The sequence below is a fragment of the Fontimonas thermophila genome, from assembly GCF_900113085.1.
GTDB classification, from domain to species: domain Bacteria; phylum Pseudomonadota; class Gammaproteobacteria; order Nevskiales; family Nevskiaceae; genus Solimonas; species Solimonas thermophila.
Map to the genome: position 1 here is coordinate 1 of NZ_FOOC01000011.1, position 20225 is coordinate 20225.

Sequence of the window (20225 nt, forward strand, 5' to 3'; positions counted from 1 at the left end):
CAACCCATCCCCGCTTCAAAAAAGAAGGCGAGCCAAAGCTCGCCTGCAACCCTCCCTCGAGGCCGTTTTGCTTCAGTCCTTGACCTTGATGTTGTCCTTGTTCTGCTCGTAAATCGCCGGACCTATCCCCTCCACACGCGTGATCTCCTGCGGCGCCTTGAACAAACCCCGCTCCGCACGGTCCTTCACAATCGCCTCCGCCTTCGCAGGACCCACACCCTTGAGCTCTTTCGCCAGGGTCTTCGCATCCGCCGTGTTGATGTTGACCACACCCGCATGGGCCACACCCACCACCAAACCCGCACCCACCAGCACCGCCTTGAACCACGTATTCATGTCTTGTCCCTCCACTCTTGCGTCTTCTTGCCACGCCCACACCAGGCGCATGCCCACCCTACCCCAGCACGCCGCGCAACACACTTCCCCAATCGGCTAGTCCTCACCCCACCAAACGGACAATTGACGGCAATCGCGCTTTGTGTTCCACAAAAGACTGCGACACCAGAACGAACCTTGGACCCTGGGATCGCGTCCTCGGTCGTGATGCGGGCTTCTGAAGACCCTCGGAAACAACGCGTGCGAGTTCGATGTTTACACCCTGAACATAAAAACCACCGATGACCGATGGGGTGATCGGCTGCGGACACTCGTGGGCAAGAGCCCGAATACCATCAGCGAAACACAGCGGTTAGTCGCGGTGCATGAAATGGCGCCGCGATCCCGTGCGCAGGCAAAGGCACGCCACCGCTAGGGCCAGGGCTGCCGGGACAATCGGCCGAGTGCACCCCGCCTGCCAACGATGCTCAGAGGGTTGGCGCGATCTATGGACCTTACCGGTTCTTAGCGACCGCTCTTCTTGCGCGCGGCTTCGGCGCGCTCCCAGGCCCGCAGATAGGCTTCGGCCGAGCGGAACAAATACTGGAGCGCCTCGGGCCCACCGGGCTGCATCTGCATGTCGGCGATGAAGTCCGGATAAAGCCCGTAGTGTGCGACGCCGTCGACGTTCAGATCGAACACGCGCTCGCCTGTCACCTGACGGTCGAAGACGACGCGGCCGTCGTAGGATTTGAATGGGTAGATCAGCGGATTCTGCGCCGCGTCCTGACGCGGTGCGGCCTGCACGTGGATGCCATTGATGTCCGAGCCCAAGCCCGTTGCCAGCCGCTCGGTGTTGCCGTGGACTTCCCGATACAGCGCGATGAGGTCTTGGATGAAAGCGACGGTCACCGGTGACGGCTCGTCTGGCAGGTTGGAAATGATCCCGCCGACCTCGAGAATGCGGCGGGAATCGCGGCTGTCGCTGATAAATCCCGTATGTCCGGACAGCACCGGCACGTCACGCGCTTTTGCGATATCGAGAATGCGCTTGCGCGCCAAGGTGCCGCTGTGATCCGTCTCGATCAGGATGCCACGGTCGATCATCGCATTGATGAAATAGTCACCCAGCTCGGTAAGCCCGCGCGCGTTCTGGACACAGCCGGTCAGCGGCGACGCAGGCGGCAGTCCGCGGATCGTCAGCAGCACCGTGTCGATGATGCCGCGCGGCGTTTGGGTCGGCGCCTGCCCGGGCGGGGTAGCGTCGGCCTCCGCACATGGAATCGTGGCGTAAGGGTGGCCCGTCTCGAGGATGTTGCCGCCCTGGTAAACGGCGCTGAGCGCTGGATCCTCAGTCAGGCGTGTGCCGCCGAGCGCGTTGTCGAACAAGTGGATCGGGAAGATGGCGCGCAAGCCAAGGTCGTACCAGCGGTCGAGCTCGGCATCGATGTGCTCGCGCGTGCACTCGGGCACATCGAGGAATTCACCGCAGCCGAAGATTTTTTCGTTCTCCGTACCGAGCACGACGGCCATCTTGCCGTCCTCGATCACCCGACGTGCCTCGGCGGCGCTATACACGATGCGGAAGAAACCCTTACCCGGTCCACCCTCCTGCGCATCGATGTAGTCCTGCAGATCGAGCACCAGCTGGCGCTGTAGCGCGATGCTGTCCATCTCGTCGCAGTCATGCTGTTTGAGCGGCCAGATCTGGCAGATCACCTCGTTGGCCACGAGATGGTTGACCATGAGACGCAAACCTCCCATCCACGCGCGCTTGAGCCAGACCCAATACGTCTGATGGTGGGTTTGTGAACCGTGGCTTGGCCAGTCGCGGAACGTCGGCCAGCCCTGCGTGTCGTGGGGCGGGAAGAACGCTTTATCCGGATTGACGATGGCATCGAGGGCATCGAAAGCCCCGCTCGGGCCGTGATCGACGGCGCAATTCCCGAGCGCATGGGGGATACCGAATTTGTGGAACGGGCTGCCATAACCCAGACGCCCACCCAAGGCCTCGGTGCCGCCCAGGTGCATATGCGTTTCGGCATAGCCGAATACCGTGCCATCCGCAAGCCGCCCTTTGAACGGCTCGCCGGTAGCGTTGAGCTGTGCTTCCGGATACGGCGTGCACCCACTCTGCGCGACGAAAACAAAACGACCGGGCGCACCATCGATTGCCAACGCATCGCCGGTTGCGGTCGCAACAATGCTGAACCCCTGATCCGCGGTATCGACGGTCCACTCGGCACCATCATTGGGCGCATCGACGATGCCGAGCGTGCGCTGTGCGGTGATCGCCGCCTCGATCGCATCCCCGGTTCCGTCGATCGCGTCGCCGGCGTCATTGAGCCCATCGGCCACCGGCAGCGCGGGATTGACCAGCGCGATCACATCGCCCCCACCTCCGACACTCGCCCCCACCGCGTCGACCAGATCACCCAGCGCATCGGCTGCCGTCTGATTGGGCGAGGTCATCGCCAGAAAGCGCTGATCCGGCGTGTAGAACAGGTAGCGCCCGAGCGCCGTCGGCTTCATGAAAAACGGGGTTCCGGTATCGGCCAGACGCACGGTACCCCCCGCGACCGCGAGGAAACGGCCACTGCGCAGCTCGCGCACCGCAAAACAACCGTTGGCCATGGCATAACGGTCGCCGGCCGACATGTCGGACACGGGCACTTCGGGTGCACGGCTGCCACCGCAGGCCCCTAGCAGCAGAGTCGCGGCAACGGCCACGACTCCGACCGAAAAAAGAACGGACCGCGCGATACGGATTGAACTCATGGCAGATGGCATGCGACCGGAATACCGCAGGAACGGCACAAATAGCCGTCACCTGCCAGGTCAGTATCGACATCAGGCGTGCGCGACACCAGGATGTCGATTTACCACTTGACCATCGCAGGCTTGCGGTATCCGCTACCGGCGCACGCGCCAGAACCACCGTCGGATGAACCGACGCGACTGCCGGCCCAGACGCCGTTGCCAGATTCATCGCGCGCCGCAGCCCTGTCTTGCCGGCCACGCGCGCGCCACATTCCTCAGAAATCGACCGACAGCGACACCGTGAACGTCCGCGGCGGCGCCAGCACGAGGTAGTTGGCACCCGGGAATCCGCCGGTCGAAGCCCAGTAATCGCGGTCTGCGAGATTGTCGAGCCGCGCGCGCACCGTGGTGTCGAGTGCGCCGATGCGCCGGGTGTGGCGCACGCCCATGTCGATGCGCGTCCAGGATGGCAGATGCAGGCGGTTGTCTTCTGCCGCGGCCTGCTCGCCGGTGTACACGATTCGGCTTTCCAGCGTCAGGCCCGTCACCATCGGCAAATCCCATTCGGCGCCGAGATTGGCCTGCCACTCTGGCACCCCGATCGGCGTATTGCCATCGTTTGCGCCCCCTTCGGTCCGGGTCAGCTTGGCATCCAGCCAGGTCGCGCCACCCAAGACCCGCACACCGGGCAGCGGCTCGCCAAAGGCGGTGAGTTCCACGCCGACGTGGCGCTGCTCACCGTCGAGATTGACGCGGCGCCCGTCGAAGCGGGTGCTCGGTTGCGCAGTGCGGAACAGTGCTGCCGTCAGGCCCAGCGTGCCGCCATCGTATTTGGCGCCGATTTCGTACTGCTTGGACCTGAACGGTTCGAACACCTCGCCGGCATTTTCCACCGGCTGTCCATCGATCGTCGCCGGGACGGTTTCGCCCTGCGCGAGGCTCTCGATGTAATTGGCATAGAGCGAAACCGCTGCCGATGGCTTGCCCACGATGGCGAAGACCGGGGTCACCGTACTCTCATCGTAGGCGGAGGTCTCCTCGCCCGTATTGAAGTCGTACCCGTACTGCTCGATCGTCTGGTGACGCGCCCCCAGAGTGACCAGTACGCGGCGATCGAGCAGCGCCAGCGTATCGGCCAGGGCAACGCTGGCAGTCCTGGTCAAGGCCGTGGTCCGCGGCGCCCGCAGGTCGCCGCCGGCAAACACCGGCCCCGAGGACGGTTCGACCGGCTGTGGCTCGTACAAATCGTTGGCGAACGGCGTCAGGTAGAACGCAAAGGCGTTCTTCGAATCCAGCCTCAGCACCGAGGCGGACAGGGTCAGGCGATGCCCGACCGCACCGGTTTCGAATTCGGTCCGCAGTCCGATTTCGCTGGTCGTGACGCGATCCTCACGGGTATTGTCGAAACGGTTCGACGAGGTCTGCCCGTCGGCGTCGGACCGCGGATTGGCCAGCACATTGGACTCCTCGCCGTTGCGCAGACCGGTCGCAGCCCAGATTCGCGTGGTAGCCCCGAGGTCGAACTCGCCGCGCAGGGTACCGAACAGATCCTCCTCGGTGCTGAACGTCCACGGCTGCGCAAAATTCCCCGAAGCATCCGGGGGCCGGGGAATCCCGTCGCCGGGCGTTACGCTCGGGCGCGGCGCATCGAGCCGGTAGTCCTGCCAGCCCAGATCGGCCGACAGGCGCAGACGCTCGCCGCGATAATCCGTGCCAATGGCGACGACACCAAGCTCCCGGTCTTCGCCCGCGATCGCGGTTTCGCCGTCGCGGCGCACGGCGTTGACACGCAGGCCGTATGCACCATCGCGACCGAAACGGCGTGCCACATCCGCGGCGGCATAGCGCTGGGCCGCGTTTTCATACCCCAGCGTCACGCGATTCAACCCTTCATCCGGTGCGCGCTTGGGGACGAGATTGATCAACCCCCCGATGCCGGACCCCCCGGGCGCGGCCCCGTTGAGAAAGCTGTTCGCACCGCGAAACACCTCGACGCGTTCGAGAAACTCCGCGGCGGTGTACTGGCGCGGCAACACGCCGTACAAGCCGTTGTAGGCCATGTCGTCGGAGAACACGGGAAAGCCGCGGATGAAATACAGCTCCTGGAAATTGCCGAAGCCGCGTGCGACGCGCACGGCCGGGTCGTTCTGCACCACGTCGGCCATGCTGCGCGCCTGCTGGTTCTTGATCAGCTCGGCCGTATAGCTCGTGCTGTTGAACGGGGTGTCCATCATGTCCAGGTTGCCGAACAAGCCGACACGCCCGCCGGTGGCGACTTGCCCGCCGGCAAAGGGCTGCGGCAATTCCACCTGGGAGCCATCGGCCTTGACCTCGATGTCCGCGAGCCGGACGACCTCGCGCGCCGCGGACGCAGCGGTGCCACCCGCAGGGTCCGGTGTGGCTTCCGGTGCAGTGGCCCAGGTGGTGGGGATCGACAACAAGGCGGCGACGGCCGCCAGAATGGATTGGCGCATGGATCGGGTCGACAGGCGGGAATCACGGTATGCAATAGATAATCATTGTCATTTTTATAATGAATGGCGTCAACCCGTCGGCACAGAGCATCCTTTTATCCGCATGGACGGATATACTGAGCCCCATCGCGTGCCGGCCGGCACGCCCCCTTCTCTTACCGACCGGGATACCGCATGAACGCCGTCGTCAAACCCGCCAGCGCGACCGATTTCAAGGTCCGCGACCTGTCCTTGGCCGAGCTCGGCCGTCACCGCATCCGCATGGCCGAAGAAGAAATGCCGGGGCTGATGCGCATCCGCGCCAAGTACGCACCGCTGCAGCCGCTCAAGGGTGTGCGCATCACCGGCTCGCTGCACATGACCAAAGAAACCGCGGTGTTGATCGAAACGCTGGTCGCACTCGGCGCTTCGGTGCGCTGGGCGTCCTGCAATATTTTCTCGACGCAGGATGATGCGGCCGCCGCTATCGCAGCCGCCGGCATCCCGGTATTCGCCTGGAAAGGGGAAACCCTGGAGGAATATTGGGATTGCACGCTCGACGCCATCACCCACCCCGGCATGAAAGGCCCGGAACTGGTCGTCGACGATGGCGGCGATGTGACCCTGCTGATCCACAAGGGCGTGGAGATGGAAAACGGTGACGGCTGGGTCGATACGCCTTCGAGCAATCCCGAGGAGCAGGTCATCAAAAACCTGCTCAAGCGCACCAGGACCGAACGCCCCGGCTTCTGGAAGCGGGTTGCCGCCGAATGGCGCGGCGTCTCGGAGGAAACCACCACCGGCGTGCACCGCCTCTACCAGATGATGGAAGCCGGCAAGCTTCTGGTGCCGGCGATCAACGTCAACGATTCGGTCACCAAGAGCAAGTTCGACAACCTCTACGGCTGCCGCGAATCGCTCGCCGACGGCATCAAGCGCGCGACCGACCTGATGATCGCCGGCAAAGTCGCCGTAGTCTGCGGCTATGGCGACGTCGGCAAGGGCTCGGCCCACTCGCTGCGCGGTTTTGGCGCGCGCGTGATCGTCACCGAGATCGACCCCATCAACGCGCTACAGGCGGCGATGGAAGGTTTCCAGGTCACGACCGTGGAAGACACGCTGGGCACGGCCGACATCTACGTCACCGCCACCGGCAACCGCGATGTCATCACGCTCGAGCACATGCGGGCCATGAAAAACAACGCGCTGGTCTGCAACATCGGCCACTTCGACAACGAAATCCAGATGGGCCGGCTCAATGCCGAAGTCGCCGCCGGACGCGCGATACGCGAGACGATCAAGCCCCAGGTGGACCGCTATACCTTCAAGGACACGGGCCGCTCGATCTACGTGCTCGCCGAGGGCCGGCTGGTCAATCTGGGCTGCGCGCATGGCCATCCGAGCTTTGTGATGAGCAACTCGTTCTCGAACCAGACACTCGCCCAGATCGATCTTTGGCAGAACCGGGACCGATACCAGAAAACCGTCTACCGCCTGCCCAAGAAACTCGACGAGGAAGTCGCGCGCCTGCATCTGGAACAAATCGGCGTGAAGCTGACCGCGCTGACTCCCGAGCAGGCGGCCTATCTGGGTGTACCGATCGAGGGGCCGTATAAGCCCGAGCATTATCGCTATTAGTACGAAGGGACTTTCGGCAACAGGCCGCGTCAGCGGTGTCGTGCGCGCATGAGTGCATCGTCGATCCATTTCTCCTTCGAACTGTTTCCGCCGCGCACGCCCGCGGGTGCGGAGAAACTGCCGGCGGTCGTCTCCCGGCTGGCGGCAGTGGGGCCCGCCTTTTTCTCGGTCACCTATGGCGCCGGTGGCTCCGACCAAGAGGGCACCTACGAGACGGTGATGCGCATCGCCGAAGACACCGGCATCGAAACGGCGCCGCACTTAACCTGCATCGGATCGACCCGCGCGAAGATTGCCGCACTGCTACAGCGCTATCGCGACAGCGGCATCCGCCGCATCGTCGCGCTGCGCGGCGACCTGCCGGCCACCGCGGCGAGCGCCGCCGCGCCCGGCGAATTCCGCTACGCAAGTGAGCTGGTGCGCTTCATCCGCGAGACCCACGGCCAGCACTTCCGGCTCGAGGTCGCCGCGTATCCGGAGATGCACCCGCAGGCACCCAATCCGGACACCGATTTCGAAAACTTCCGGCGCAAGGTCGAAGCCGGCGCCGACGGCGCGGTGACGCAATACTTCTACGCAGCCGAGGCCTACTTCGACTTCATGGAGCGCTGTGCCCGCGCCGGTATCACGATTCCGGTCGTCCCCGGGATCATGCCGATCACCAACTTCGCGCAGCTGACGCGTTTTTCCGCCGCCTGTGGCGCGGACATCCCGCGCTGGATCCGCCTGCGCCTGGAGCAGTACCAAGACGACAAACAGGCCCTGCTCGACTTTGGCCTCGAGGTCGTCACGCGCCTGTGCCGTACCCTGCTCGATGAAGGCGCGCCGGGACTGCATTTCTATACCCTCAATCAGGCCGAACCGACGCTGCGGCTATGGAAACATCTCGGCCTGCCGGTGCGCTGATCCGCCGTCCGGCCATGCACGACCCGAGCGTCTTTGCGCCCGTGTTCTCGCTCGAACGCCGATGAACACCGCCCCTCCACGCCAGCCGCCCAGTCTCGGAGTGCCTGCACACAAGTCGCTGCCCGCGCTGTACGGATCACCCCGCCGCCAAACTCCCCCCGCTCCCTCACCGCGCCGGCGCAGACTCTCCGTACTGGACTGGATTGTGCGCCTGCTCCTGGGGCTGTTCGCGCTGATCGTGCTCACCGTGCTTGCGCTGCGCTGGCTGCCGGTGCCGACCACCGCGTTCATGCTGCAAAGCCCGGTCACGCCGGTGCGCTACACCTGGGTACCCGCCAGCCGCATTGCCGACAGCATGCGGGCCGCGGTCATCGCCGCAGAAGACCAGAAGTTTTTCGAACACCGGGGATTCGACTTCGAGGCGATTGAAAAAGCCATCGACCACAACCGCCAACGCCGCCAGCGCCGCGGCGCCTCGACGATCAGCCAGCAAACCGCGAAAAACCTCTTTCTGTGGCCCGGCGGCGGCTATTTCCGCAAAGGCCTCGAAGCCGGGCTGACCGTGCTGATCGAAACACTGTGGCCGAAGGAGCGCATCCTCGAGGTTTATCTGAACATCGCCGAGTTCGGCCCCGGTATCTATGGGGTCGAAGCGGCTGCGCAGACCTTCTTCGGCAAACCCGCGTCCCGGCTCACGGCGCTGGAATCCGCGCGCCTGGCGGCGGTCCTGCCCAGCCCGCGCCGCTGGAGTGCACGCCAGCCCGGACCGTATGTGCAGGCGCGCAGCGCCTGGATCCTGCGGCAGATGGGGTACGGCCCGCGCCACGACCCCGAGCCAGAACCCCCGGCCGAGCCGGATCAGAACGACGAGTCCGGGACCGCCGCCCCCCTGACAACCGATACGCCACCGGCGGCACCGGAAGATGCCGGCATGATGGAAACCGACCCGGCACATGAGCGCGCAGTGCCGGCCCGTGATCCAACCCGTGATGCCGATCCGCAACCGCTGGCAGCAGAGACCGCCTCCACAGCCGAGCAACCCGCCGACAGACCAACGACGGATAACCCGCCGCCTTGAGTCTGGGCTGAGCCCGGCTATTCCCGCAAACGCATGAGCGGCGGATCCGCCCCTTCGGAAGTCGCCCACAGGTGTCCCTGGGCATCGACGGCGAGAGCCTCATACAGTCGTTTGTCCCGCGGCAGCGGCACCACCGCATCCGGCGCTTGCTGCAAGACATCGGCCCAGGGTCGCTGCGGACCGGTGCGAAACCGCAGCACACGGTGATAGGTCAGCACGTACAGCGCACGATGGATGGGATCGAAGTCCATCGCCGTCACGGTATCGCGGTAATACCAGGCCGAAAGCGTCTCCGCCGGCACCGCCGGCGAGGGCGGCACGGCCGGGAGCTCACCGACGATGCGCGCGACCTGTTGCTCCGGCCCCTCCAGCGCCAGCGCGTACAGGCGCGCCGGCGGCGGCCGCTTTTCGAACAGCAAGAGTTGCCCGTTCTCGACATCGACCATCAAGGCCTCGACATCACGCGGGCCATCGGGATAGGTAAACCGCAGAACCTTGCGCGGCCGCACGCTGGACTGATCGACTTGCGGCTCCTCGACCAACCATACCCGCACTTCGCGCCGCCAGGCGAGGTTGTCGCCGGTATCGGCGAGCGCCAGCATCGGCACCCCGTGCCAGTCGAAACTGGCCAGATCCTCCCAGTCCTCCAGATCCGCCTCGACACGCACACGTCCGCGCAAACGCCCCCTGGAGTCGAAGGCGTACAGCTCCGGCCGATGCCCGCTGTCGTTGTGAACCCAGAACAGGCCGGGATGACGGCGCGAGCATGCCAGCCCGGAGACCTCGCTCAAGCCCTCTGCCTTGAGCAAACCCTGCACTGCCCAAGGTCCTGGGGGCATCGCCACGGCCCCCTGCATCAGCCCCGCTGCGAGCAGCGCGCATCGGATCGCCAGCCGTGAGCACTGATTGAACAATTTTTCTTACCTCGTCCGGGAACTGACGCGAACAATAGCGCCTAAACGTCGATTTGAAAAAGAAAACATTGCCGTTACCCACAACGCCTGTGGATAACTGTGTGCACAGCCATCCGGATAGTTGCCGCAAATGCCCGCAGCGGCTCACTTTCTGCGCTGCGGCCGGTTTTTGTACATCTTCATTTTTAATAATTTATTCAAATGTTTGCATGAAAATTACGGCATTTTTACGGCAAAACCTCGCAAGTTCGCGGCCCGGCCCGGCGTCGCGGCAGTGCTGTGCATAACCACCATGGCGTCAACCCGATATCCGGACATTTGTCAACCTGCGCGCCGCCACACGGTGAACAGAATCGGCGGCTAGACTCCCCGGCATGACGCAAACATCCATCCCCCAGGTCTTGTGCATCTCGGGCCACGATCCCAGCGGCGGCGCCGGGCTGCAGGCCGACATCGAAGCCATCGCCGCGCAGGGTGCGCACGCGCTGGGCGTGATCACCGCGCTGACGGTACAGGACAGCCGCGATGCGCGCCGGGTGCAGCCTATCGCACCCGCACTCATCGGCGAGCAACTTGCGCATCTGCTCGCGGACTGCCGGATCGATGCCATCAAGCTGGGCCTGCTCGGCGATGCCGACCAGGTTCCGCACATCCTGCGCGCGATCGAGCGTGCGCGTGTGCCGGTCGTCGTCGATCCGGTGCTGCGCGCCGGCGGCGGCGGCGCACTGGCGAGCGCGGCCACGGCACGTGCGCTGCTGGAGCAGCTGCTGCCAGTGGCCACGGTGGCCACACCCAATGCCGCCGAAGCCCGCCGTCTCGCGGCCGAAGCCGCGGATCTGGACACCGCCGCGCAGCAACTGCTGGCGCGAGGCTGCGCCCATCTGCTGATCACCGGCGGGGATGAGGATACGGCAGAGGTCGAAAACCGCTGGTACCAGCCCCATCAGCCCCCCTATATCTTCCGCTGGCCGCGGCTGCCCGGCGGCTTTCACGGCGCCGGCTGCACGCTGGCGGCCGCGCTGGCGGCACGACTGGCGTTCGGAGAACACATCGCCGTGGCCCTGGACACAGCCCAGCGCTATGTCCAGGGCTGTCTGGAACGGGCCCTGCGCATCGGCGGCGGCCGTCCTATCCCCAACCGCGTCGCACGCACGGCACAGCGATGACGACACTGCGCGGTTTGTATGCCATCACCTCACAAGATCTCGTCGCCGACGAGGTCCGCCTGCTGCAGGCCGCACGGGCGGCCCTGTCCGGCGGTGCGGTCTTGCTGCAATACCGCGACAAATGGAATCCACCCGCGCGCCGAGAACGCCTCGCCGCTGCGCTCGTCGCGCTGTGCCGCACGCACGGAGTACCGCTGATTATCAACGACGACATCGACCTCGCCGAGCGCTGTGGCGCCTATGGCGTGCATCTGGGTGCCGCCGATGGCGACATCGCCGCTGCGCGCGCACGGCTCGGCCCCGATGCGATCATCGGCGCCACCTGCGGCAATGCGCTGGAACGCGCCCGGCATGCGGTGGCCGCGGGCGCGAGCTACGTCGCCTTCGGCCGTTTTTTCGCCTCGCGCACCAAGCCCGACGCACCACCGGCGGAGCTGGCGACGTTGCGCGCCGCGCGCGCAACCCTGGCCGTGCCGATCTGTGCGATCGGCGGCATCACACCGGACAATGCCGCGCAGGTCATCGCCGCCGGCGCTGATCTCGTGGCCGCCGTCGAAGGAATTTTCGGCGCACCGGACATCGACACCGCCGCACGGCGTTATGCCCAGTGTTTCGTACATGCCGGGCCTTGACGAAGGCATCCCGTACAATGCGCCCTTGCCTTCGGCCTTGTGCTCCGATGCGGCGTCATGAACCGATCCGTACGCTCTCACCCTGCCCCCACCACCGCAGTCCGACCACGCCACGCGCACGTGCGCGTGCGCAAACAAAAGCCCTGTGTTGACGCCGCCTCCCACCGAGTCCGCCAATGAACACACGCTCCGAAGCCTTGTTCGCACGCGCGCAGAACGCGATTCCGGGCGGCCCACGGACGCGCTTGCGCGTCCGCAAACAAAAGCCCTGTGTTGACGCCGCCTCCCACCGAGCCCGCCAATGAACACACGCTCCGAAGCCTTGTTCGCACGCGCGCAGAACGCGATTCCGGGCGGCCCACGGACGCGCTTGCGCGTCCGCAAACAAAAGCCCTGTGTTGACGCCGCCTCCAACCAAGCCCCCAAAGAACACACGCTCCGAAGCCTTGTTCGCACGCGCGCAGAACGCGATTCCGGGCGGCGTCAACTCGCCCGTACGCGCGTTTCGCGCGGTCGGTGGCACCCCGCGTTTCATCGCTGCGGCGAGCGGTGCCTGGCTCACCGACGCCGACGGGCGGCGGTATATCGACTACGTCGGCTCCTGGGGCCCGATGATTCTCGGCCACGGGCACCCAGCGGTGGTCGCGGCAATCCAGGCGCAGGCGCAAATCGGTGTGTCCTATGGCGCGCCGACCGAACTCGAGGTCGAGATGGCCGAGCTGTTGTGCGCACGCGTGCCGGGGATGGAGATGGTGCGCATGTGCAACAGCGGAACCGAGGCAACGATGTCCGCGCTGCGCCTGGCACGTGGTCATACTGGACGCGACGGCATCATCAAGTTCGAGGGCTGCTACCACGGCCATGGTGACGCGCTGCTGGTCAAGGCCGGTTCGGGCTTGCTGACGTTCGGAGTCCCGACGTCGCCGGGCGTGCCGGCGGACATGGCCCGGCACACGCTGATCGCCCAGTACAACGATCTCGACTCGGTGCAGCGTTTGTTCGAGGCGCACCCGCAGGGCATCGCCGCAGTCATCGTCGAGCCGGTGGCCGGCAACATGAACTGCGTCTTGCCGGCGCCGGGCTTTCTCGAAGGTCTACGCCAGTTGTGCGATCGATATGGCGCGGTGCTGATCTTCGATGAGGTCATGACCGGCTTTCGCGTCGGCCCACGCGGTGCCTCCGGGCGCTATGGCGTGACACCGGATCTGACCACGTTGGGGAAAATCATCGGCGGCGGCTTGCCGGTAGGAGCTTTCGGCGGCCGTCGCGCAATCATGTCGCAGCTCGCTCCGACGGGCCCGGTTTACCAGGCCGGCACCTTGTCGGGCAATCCGCTGGCGATGGCCGCAGGACTCGCCGTGCTGCGCCAGCTCGACGACGAGGCGCTGTACGCGCGCCTTGAGCAGACCACCGCCGAGCTGCTCGCCGGCTTGCGCCGCGCGGCCGCACGCGCCGGCGTGCCACTGGCGACGACCCAGGCCGGCAGCATGTTCGGGCTGTACTTCACCGACGGCGAGCCGCCGCGCCGCTTCACCGAGGTCATGGCCTGCGACGCCAACGCCTTCAAACGCTTCTTTCATGCGATGCTCGAACGCGGCATCTATCTGGCGCCGTCGGCATACGAGGCCGGCTTCGTCTCGGCCGCGCATGGCGCAGATGAAATCCGGCGCACGCTGGAGGCCGCCGACGCAGCCTTTGCCGCACTGGCCTGCGCGGCATGATCGCAGCGCTGCAGCAATCCCTGGCGTGGATCCACCTGCACCCGCACTGGGCGCTGCTGTTGTTGCTGCTCGCCGCACTGCTCGATTCGGTTTTCCTGATCGGGGCCTTCGTCCCCGCCGGCGTTGCCCTGTTCGCGGCCGGCGCGCTCGTCGCACTCGGCTCGTTGGAGTTGTGGGAGGCGATTCTGGCCGCGGCGCTGGGCGCGATCGCCGGCGATGTGTTTTCCTTCTGGCTCGGCCGTCGCTACGGCGAGCGCCTCTTCGCCTGGCGACCGCTGCGCCGCCACCCGGAACTGGTGCTCAACGGCCGCCGTTTCTTTCAGCGCCATGGCGCCTGGAGTGTCGCCCTGGCGCGCTTTCTCGGTCCGATGCGCGCCATCGTACCGGCGCTGGCCGGCGCCTCCGGTCTGCGCACCCCGGCCTTCCTGCTGGCCGACATCGGCTCGGCAACCGCATGGGCGTTCGCCTTCGTCCTGCCTGGCGTTGCTTTCGGGGCCTCGCTCGGTCTCGCCGCGGAGGTCGCCGGGCGCCTGGCGTTGCTGCTGCTCGGTGTCATCATCGCCCTGATTCTCACGGTCTGGATCACGCTGCTGATCGGCCGTGCGGCACAGCGCCACGCCAGCGCCTGGATCGGTGCATGGCTGGACTGGAGCCAGCGGCACCGCCGGCTCGGCAAATTCGGACCTGCACTCGCCGATCCGGCGCAGCCGGAAACCCCGGCGCTGGCCCTGCTGGCCGTCCTGCTGCTGCTGATCAGCGGCATCGGACTCTGGCTGTGGGCCGGCACGGCGCTGCATACCTACCCGTGGGCCTTCGACGCCGCAGTGTTCCAGTCGATGCGCGATCTGCACAGCCCGTGGGGATGGGCGCTGGCACAACGGCTCGACCAGATCGGGCAGTGGATCGTCTATGGTCCAGTCGCGCTGGTGACCTTCGCCGGCCTCCTCGGCCTGCGCCAGAAGCGGGCCGCCGCGCACTGGGCCGCGGCGATCTGTTTTGGCGCCGCGCTGTCGGTCGGATTGCATGCCGTACCCACACTGCCGCCACCCCACGTGTATTTCGGCACGCCGGCGCCGTCCGCGCAGCACACACGCGACCTGGTGCTGGTCACGGTGATTTATTCGTTTCTGCCGGTCTTGCTGGCCACCGGCCGTAGCGCACTGCTGCGCCGGCTGCTCTACGCCAGTGCGATGAGCATCATCCTGCTGGTCGTGCTCGCACGCCTTTATACCGGCACCCAATGGGCCAGCATTGCTTTGTTCTCGGTCCTGGTCGGCGCCGTGTGGTCGGCCATGCTGGGGCTCGGTTACCGCCGCCATCAGCCGCAGCGGCTGCCGGTGCGTCGGGTGCTTGCGCCGAGTCTGATCGCTTTCATCGCCAGCGTCGCCTTTGCGTGGGCGACGCCCCATGCCGTTGCGCCGAACCCACCGCTGACCGTGCATCGGGTCGGTGCCGCCGAGTGGATGGCAACGGCCTGGCAAGAGCTGCCGCGGCATCGCATCGACATTGCCGGCCGCAACCAGCAGGCACTCACCCTGCAATGGGCCGCCGATCTTACGCACATCAAAGCCGCCCTCGCAGCCACCGGTTGGGAACCGCCGCCCCCACTGTCCGGCAGTGCGGCCCTGCGCTGGCTCGGCCGTTCTCTGCCGATCGCAGAACTGCCGATCCTGCCGCAAGTCCATGCCGGCCATCATCCCGTGCTGAGCCTGCGCCGTATCGTCGATGAGGAACAGGCCGAGCTGATCCGGTTATGGCCATCGACGCTCGCACTCGACGACGGCCGCCCGATCTGGCTGGGTACGATCACACGCATCCAGGCGCGCACGATGTACCGCGTGCTGCGCTATCCGGCCACGACTTTGCTTGCGGTGGATCCGGCTGTGGCGCTGGCCGACGTCGCCGGCCTGCAGATCGCGCCGCGCCCGAACGTCTGGCTGTTATCCTTCGCCGATACTTCCGATGCGACCGCGGCGGCCCCTCCCGGTCGGCTCCAGACCCCAACCCATGACTGACAGCGGCTTCATCAGCAGACTGCGCGCGCGCCTGAACAAAGGTGATTCCTGGCTCACGCGCGATATCGCCACGTTCTTCAGCAACGAGCGTCTGAACGATTCCGCCTTCGATGAACTCGAAACACGCTTGCTGACGGCCGATGCCGGCGTGGAAGCAACCGAATGGCTGATGCAGCGCCTGCGCAGCGAAGCCAGCGCCGGTCGGGTGCGCACGCCGGCGCAACTGCGCGCCGCGTTGCGGCGGGCCCTGGTGGAACTGCTGGCCCCGGTGGCCCAGCCGTTGCGTATCCCCGATTTCATCCGTCCGTACATCTTGTTCGTGGTCGGCGTCAATGGCGTCGGCAAGACCACGACGATCGGCAAGCTCGCGCTGCGCCTCAAACGCGATGGCAAGAGCGTGTTGCTGGCCGCCGGCGACACCTTTCGCGCCGCCGCGACCGAACAGCTGCGCGCCTGGTCCGAGCGCGCCGGTGTCCCGATCCTGGCGCAGGGAGAAGGCGCCGATGCGGCGAGCGTGATCTACGATGCAGTCCAGTCGGCCAAGGCGCGCGGTATCGACGTGGTCATCGCCGACACCGCCGGACGGCTGCATACCCAGGCGCACTTGATGGAGGAGCTGCGCAAGATCAAGCGCGTCGTGCAAAAGCACGACTCCTATGCGCCCCACGAGGTGATGCTCGTCGTCGATGCCACCACCGGCGGCAATGCGCTGATGCAAGCCCTGCAGTTTCACGAGGCGATCGGCTTGACCGGCATCACCCTCACCAAGTTGGACGGCACGGCCAAGGGCGGTATCCTGCTCGCGATCGCGCGCCGCATGGCCCTGCCGGTGCGCTTCATCGGCATCGGCGAGGCGGTTGATGATTTACAACCCTTCGACGCCGAGGCGTTCGCAGATGCGTTGATCGGGGAATGACGCCGTGCGAGAGGTAACGCCCATTCGTGCAACATCGGCCGTCCACGGAGACGTGGCTGCCGCCACGGTCCGTCGATACCGGATTTCGCTCCGCCTGTCCTGCAGCCTGCGCGCATGACCGATCTCATCCGCTTCGATCGTGTCAGCTATCGCTATCCGGGTGGGCAGGACGTGCTCGCCGACGTGAGCTTTGCCATCGCCCAGGGCGAGATGGCTTATATCACCGGCCCCAGCGGCGCCGGCAAAACCACTGTGCTGCGCCTGATCGCGGCGCTGTGCCGGGCCACCCGCGGCCAGATCGTGGTCATGGGGCAGAATCTGTCCACCCTCAAACCCCGACATGTACCCGCTTTCCGGCAGCGGTTGGGTCTGGTCTTCCAGAACTTCAACCTGCTCTACGACCGCACGGTGTTCGACAACGTCGCATTGCCGCTGGTGATCCGCGGCTATGCCCATGCCGACATCGGCCGGCGTGTGCGCGCGGCGCTGGATGCAGTCGGCCTGCTCGGCAAGGAAAAAGTGCTACCGCTGACCCTCTCTGGGGGTGAGCAACAACGCGTCGGCATCGCGCGCGCAATCGTCACCAAGCCGGCGCTGATTCTGGCCGACGAACCCACTGGCAATCTCGATCCGGAAATGGCACTGGAGGTGATGCGCGGCTTTGCACGGTTCAATGAAGTCGGCGTGACCGTGCTCGTCGCCACCCATGCGATCGATCTGATCGAAGCCGTGCCCCGCCGCATCATTCATCTCGAACAGGGGCGCATCACCGACAAGCATCCGCTTGCGGCATCGAAGTTGAAAGAGGCAGCCAGCCATGGCCATCGCTGAAGCCGGTCTTGAGCGCCCCAACTGGCTTGCGCGCTGGACGCAGGAACATCTGCGCGTCTTGTTCTTCTCGCTCGGCAAGCTCGCACGGGCGCCCATGGCCGCGGCCTTGACCGCGCTGGTCATCGGCATCGCCCTGGCGCTGCCAGCCGGCCTGTTTGTCGCCGTACGCAATCTATCGACGGTTGGGTATTCCTGGCAGGAATCGCTGCAGATCTCGCTGTTTCTCAAGGACAGCGTCAGCGACGAGCGCGGCAAGGCCCTGGCCCGCGAGATCGGCGCCGAAACCGGCGTCGCCCGCGCCACCTACATCTCCCGTGAACAAGCGTTGGCGGAATTCCGCGAGCTGTCCGGTTTCGGTGAGGCATTGGACCTGCTCAAGGACAACCCGCTGCCGCCGGTGATCGCTGTCACACCGGCGCGCGGCCAGACCAAGGCCGAGGTGCGCAGCCTGCTCGCCCGGCTGTCGCAGCGGCCCGAGGTCGATCTCGCCAAGCTCGACCAACAGTGGCTGGAGCGACTGTATGCCGTGCTGTCGATCGCCGAGCACGCCGTCGGAATCATCGCGCTGCTGCTCGGGCTCGCGGTCATGGTCATCATCGGCAATACCATCCGCCTCGACATCGAGGCGCGCCGCGAAGAAATCGAGGTCATGAAGCTGATCGGCGCGCCGCACAGTTTCGTGCGCCGACCCTTCCTCTACAGCGGGGTCTGGTTCGGACTCGGGGGTGGGCTGCTGGCCTGGGGTCTGGTGGCCCTGGCCACACATCTGCTCGACGCCCCGACCGCCCAGCTCGCGGCGCTGTACGACAGCACCTACCGGATCGCCGGCCTGAGCCTGAGCGATGGGCTGGCACTGGTCGCCGCCGGAATCGTCCTCGGCTGGTCCGGCGCTTTTGCCACCGTCACCCACCGCCTCGCCCAGATCGAGCCCCGCTAGTGATGATATCTTTATAAATCATATAGTTGGAAATGAATTCCGAACTTTTTGCGGGATTAGCACTCAATGCGTGCGAGTGCTAACATCAGCCGCATGGGAGAACAACCGATGACCACCGCTCTGACGCTGCGCCAACCGACGGCGCTGGTTCCGGTTGCCGGCAGCCTTGATGCGTACATCGCATACGTCAACCAGATTCCGGCGCTGGACGCCGATACCGAAAAGCACCTGGCAGAAAAGCTGCGCGACGAGAACGATCTCGCCGCCGCGCAGCAGCTCGTGCTGTCCAACCTGCGCCATGTCGTCCATATTGCCCGTAGCTATCTCGGCTATGGTCTGCCGCTGGCCGATCTGATTCAGGAGGGCAACATCGGGCTGATGAAGGCGGTCAAGCGCTTCGATCCAGCGATCGGGGTGCGCCTGATTTCCTTCGCCGTACACTGGATCAAGGCCGAGATCCACGAGTTCATCCTCAGGAACTGGCGCATCGTCAAGATTGCGACGACCAAGGCCCAGCGCAAGCTGTTCTTCAACCTGCGCTCCGCCAAACGCGAACTGGGCTGGCTCAACCAGGAGCAGGCCGAGGCCATCGCGGCCGATCTCAAGGTCAAGCCCGAAGAAGTCCTGCAAATGGAAGCCCGTCTGGGCGGCGGCGACGTGTCCTTCAGTGCACTTCCCACCGACGGCGAGGACGGCTATGTCCCCGAGGACTATCTCGCCGACAGCCACGACGCGATCGCCGAGATCGAGGACGCCGAATGGCAGGCAGAGCGCGAGGCGCGTATGCGCACGGCGCTGGCCACGCTCGATCCCCGTGCGCGCGACATCGTCCAGCGCCGCTGGCTCACCGAAGGCGAGAAAGCCGGGCTGCAGGAACTCGCCGACGAGTACGGGGTGTCTGCAGAGCGCATCCGCCAGATCGAAGCCGCGGCAATGAAAAAACTGCGCAAGGCGATCGAGGGCTGAGCGCCTGATTTTTTCTGCAAATGCTCGGGCCAGGGAAGGCCAAGATCGGCTATGCGCTGCGCGTATCAGAGCAGACCAACGACCACGTAGTGATCGACGAGCAGCAGCGTAAAAATCCCCATCAGATAGACGATCGAGTAACCGAACGTACGCATCGGCAAACCCGGAACGGGGCGCCATTTCAGGCGCACGGCATAGCCCAGGAAAATGCCGCCGAGCACCAGCGCACCCACCAGATACAGCCAGCCCGACATCCCGGTGGCAAACGGCAGTAAGGTCACCGCCACCAGCAGAATCGTGTACAGCAGCACCTGGGTGCGGGTGAACTCGATGCCGTGGGTCACCGGCAACATCGGGATGTCAGCCTTGGCGTAGTCGTCGCAGCGGTCGATGGCCAGGGCCCAGAAATGCGGCGGAGTCCAGACGAAAATGATTGCGAACAAAACCAGCGCATGGGCGTGTACCTCACCGGTTGCTGCCGCCCAGCCCAGCACCGGCGGCGCAGCACCGGCGGCGCCGCCGATGACGATGTTCTGCGGCGTCGCCCGTTTGAGATATAGGGTGTAAACCCCGGCATAGCCGATCAGCGTCAGCTGCGTCAGCACCGCGGTCAGCGGATTGACCAGAAACCACAGAATCGCAAAGCCCGCCAGGCCGATGACCGTGGCGAACGCGATGGACTCCGTCATCGTCAGCCGACCAGTGACCAGCGGACGCCCACAGGTGCGCGCCATCCGCGCATCGATGTTGCGGTCGATGATCTGGTTGACCGCAGCGGCCGAGGCCGCCTGCAGCGCGATGCCGAGCGTGCCCCAGACCAGCGCGGACAGCGGCGGCAGCCCCGGCACGGCCAGAAACATGCCGACGACGGCCGTGAACACGATCAGCATGACCACCCGCGGCTTGCACAGCTCGTAGTACTCCTGCGCCCGCATGCGCAGACCCATCGTGCGCAGACCCTCCGCGACGACCGCCAT

General features: G+C 65.5%; 16 protein-coding genes. 11 read left to right on the plus strand and 5 right to left on the minus strand.

The window, feature by feature from the left end:
- Window positions 1-72 precede the first annotated feature (72 nt).
- From BMZ48_RS10270 to BMZ48_RS10280, 3 genes are all read right to left on the minus strand, one after another.
- Entirely contained in the window at window positions 73-336 is a 264-nt protein-coding gene (locus BMZ48_RS10270; RefSeq protein ID WP_091533435.1) for a ComEA family DNA-binding protein, read from the minus strand.
- 504 nt (window positions 337-840) lie between these two features.
- Window positions 841-2982, minus strand: coding sequence for an amidohydrolase family protein (locus tag BMZ48_RS10275; RefSeq protein WP_159431153.1), 2142 nt, complete (start codon window positions 2980-2982; stop codon window positions 841-843).
- 368 nt (window positions 2983-3350) lie between these two features.
- Window positions 3351-5549 (minus strand): TonB-dependent receptor, encoded by a 2199-nt coding sequence (locus BMZ48_RS10280; protein ID WP_091534764.1) that lies wholly within the window; start codon window positions 5547-5549, stop codon window positions 3351-3353.
- A gap of 174 nt (window positions 5550-5723) precedes the next feature.
- On the opposite strand from BMZ48_RS10280, the gene ahcY reads away from it, so the two are divergent.
- The 3 genes from ahcY (at window position 5724) to mtgA (ending at window position 9150) form a co-directional block, all read left to right on the plus strand.
- Window positions 5724-7166 (plus strand): adenosylhomocysteinase, encoded by a 1443-nt coding sequence (gene ahcY, locus BMZ48_RS10285; RefSeq protein ID WP_091534766.1) that lies wholly within the window; start codon window positions 5724-5726, stop codon window positions 7164-7166.
- 48 nt (window positions 7167-7214) lie between these two features.
- On the plus strand, window positions 7215-8072 hold the full coding sequence (gene metF, locus BMZ48_RS10290) for a methylenetetrahydrofolate reductase [NAD(P)H] (protein ID WP_091534768.1): 858 nt from the start codon (window positions 7215-7217) through the stop codon (window positions 8070-8072).
- A 205-nt stretch (window positions 8073-8277) separates the two neighbouring features.
- The gene (mtgA, locus tag BMZ48_RS10295; RefSeq protein ID WP_234981608.1) at window positions 8278-9150 is read left to right on the plus strand and encodes a monofunctional biosynthetic peptidoglycan transglycosylase; all 873 of its coding nucleotides are present in this window, start codon (window positions 8278-8280) and stop codon (window positions 9148-9150) included.
- A gap of 17 nt (window positions 9151-9167) precedes the next feature.
- Here the strand turns inward: mtgA and BMZ48_RS10300 are convergent, their stop codons facing one another.
- Window positions 9168-9989 (minus strand): hypothetical protein, encoded by an 822-nt coding sequence (locus BMZ48_RS10300; protein WP_143383680.1) that lies wholly within the window; start codon window positions 9987-9989, stop codon window positions 9168-9170.
- A gap of 449 nt (window positions 9990-10438) precedes the next feature.
- Here BMZ48_RS10300 and thiD point away from each other — a divergent pair, with 449 nt between their 5' ends.
- The 8 genes from thiD (at window position 10439) to rpoH (ending at window position 19248) form a co-directional block, all read left to right on the plus strand.
- Window positions 10439-11230, plus strand: coding sequence for a bifunctional hydroxymethylpyrimidine kinase/phosphomethylpyrimidine kinase (gene thiD, locus BMZ48_RS10305; RefSeq protein WP_091534774.1), 792 nt, complete (start codon window positions 10439-10441; stop codon window positions 11228-11230).
- A complete protein-coding gene (gene thiE, locus BMZ48_RS10310; RefSeq protein ID WP_091534776.1) occupies window positions 11227-11862 on the plus strand; it encodes a thiamine phosphate synthase in 636 nt (211 codons plus the stop codon). The genes thiD and thiE overlap by 4 nt, the downstream gene beginning before the upstream one ends.
- 398 nt (window positions 11863-12260) lie before the next feature.
- The gene (gene hemL, locus BMZ48_RS10315; RefSeq protein WP_091534940.1) at window positions 12261-13583 is read left to right on the plus strand and encodes a glutamate-1-semialdehyde 2,1-aminomutase; all 1323 of its coding nucleotides are present in this window, start codon (window positions 12261-12263) and stop codon (window positions 13581-13583) included.
- On the plus strand, window positions 13580-15598 hold the full coding sequence (locus BMZ48_RS10320) for a VTT domain-containing protein (protein WP_091534779.1): 2019 nt from the start codon (window positions 13580-13582) through the stop codon (window positions 15596-15598). Before hemL ends, BMZ48_RS10320 begins: the two co-directional genes overlap by 4 nt.
- On the plus strand, window positions 15546-16514 hold the full coding sequence (gene ftsY / locus BMZ48_RS10325) for a signal recognition particle-docking protein FtsY (protein WP_436198145.1): 969 nt from the start codon (window positions 15546-15548) through the stop codon (window positions 16512-16514). Before BMZ48_RS10320 ends, ftsY begins: the two co-directional genes overlap by 53 nt.
- A gap of 114 nt (window positions 16515-16628) precedes the next feature.
- Window positions 16629-17345: a cell division ATP-binding protein FtsE gene (ftsE, locus tag BMZ48_RS10330; protein ID WP_091534784.1), complete on the plus strand. Its 717-nt coding sequence runs from the start codon at window positions 16629-16631 to the stop codon at window positions 17343-17345.
- Entirely contained in the window at window positions 17332-18282 is a 951-nt protein-coding gene (gene ftsX / locus BMZ48_RS10335) for a permease-like cell division protein FtsX (RefSeq protein WP_091534787.1), read from the plus strand. The genes ftsE and ftsX overlap by 14 nt, the downstream gene beginning before the upstream one ends.
- A 108-nt stretch (window positions 18283-18390) precedes the next feature.
- Window positions 18391-19248 (plus strand): RNA polymerase sigma factor RpoH, encoded by an 858-nt coding sequence (rpoH, locus tag BMZ48_RS10340; protein ID WP_091534943.1) that lies wholly within the window; start codon window positions 18391-18393, stop codon window positions 19246-19248.
- 65 nt (window positions 19249-19313) lie between these two features.
- Here rpoH and cyoE read toward each other — a convergent pair whose 3' ends face one another.
- Window positions 19314-20225 (minus strand): heme o synthase, encoded by a 912-nt coding sequence (gene cyoE / locus BMZ48_RS10345; protein WP_234981609.1) that lies wholly within the window; start codon window positions 20223-20225, stop codon window positions 19314-19316.